Consider the following 970-nt stretch of genomic DNA (forward strand, 5'->3'; position numbering starts at 1 on the left):
TAGCTGTTCTTCCATTCAACTGGGTTGGCATAATGGCTTTTGTGCGTGAAGTAATAGCCTTTTCTACAGATTGATGATCAATGAGATGATCCCTCCCACATTCAACAGGAATAGGAGTAGCTCCTGTAAAATATATAGCTGAAGCTGTTGCCACCATTGTATGAGAACAGAAAATTACCTCATCACCTGGTCCTATCCCTGCTGCTCTTAAGGCAAGATGAAGCCCATCAGTTGCATTACCAACTCCGACTGCATATTTTGCTCCTACATATTTGGCAATATTATTTTCAAACTCCTCCAAATCCTTCTGCAATATAAATGCACCACGCCTTCCAACATCTCTTATAATGGATAAAAACTTTTCTTCATTAGAAGTAAATACATATGGATAATTGAAAAATGGAACATTTCTTATTTCACCCATCTTTACTCCTTATATTTTATTTCTTTGCAACTGCATAAATTATTTTGAATTCTTTATTAGGTTTATCCACAGGTATTGAAACAGGTTCTGTATAATTTGCCATCCCCTCTTTTATCTCGTAAGGGAGAGGCCTTTGCTTTCCCATAAATATTCTTTTAAGATATGCTCTTGCCTTCAGACTTCCTGGAATTAAATTTAACTTTACAGCCATTTTCTTTATAAAAGAAACTACTCTGTTCTTTATTCCATGTTTTTCTACTTTAAATGCTCCGAATAGCTTAACTTCCTTAAATTCATTTCTTAATGCTTCGTATAATTCAGGAACAGAAAAATATTTAACAGAATATGGAGATGGATGAAAATCTTCCCACTCTTTGTTAACTGTACATATAATAAGAATTCCTTCTTCTCTTAAAACTCTTTTGGCTTCTTGTATAAATTTTTGAGGTTCTTTTAAGTAGTATATAGCTTCAAAAAGTAAAACTAAGTCAAAGGTTTCTTCTGAAAAGGGAAGGTTATGAGCATCCATTATCTCTATTTTTATTT

The 970-nt window shown here is 33.4% G+C and carries 2 protein-coding genes; both read right to left on the bottom strand.

What is annotated here, in order from left to right; all coding sequences use genetic code 11:
- Nucleotides 1–424 (bottom strand): aminotransferase class I/II-fold pyridoxal phosphate-dependent enzyme (locus tag ACP5O9_RS08655; protein WP_428723847.1); only part of this gene is annotated, 424 nt, incomplete at its 3' end.
- A 16-nt stretch (nucleotides 425–440) separates the two neighbouring features.
- On the bottom strand, nucleotides 441–970 hold a 530-nt coding region (locus ACP5O9_RS08660; RefSeq protein ID WP_428723848.1), incomplete at its 5' end, for a class I SAM-dependent methyltransferase.

Source organism: Thermodesulfovibrio sp. (assembly GCF_049969575.1).
GTDB classification, from domain to species: Bacteria; Nitrospirota; Thermodesulfovibrionia; order Thermodesulfovibrionales; family Thermodesulfovibrionaceae; genus Thermodesulfovibrio; species Thermodesulfovibrio obliviosus.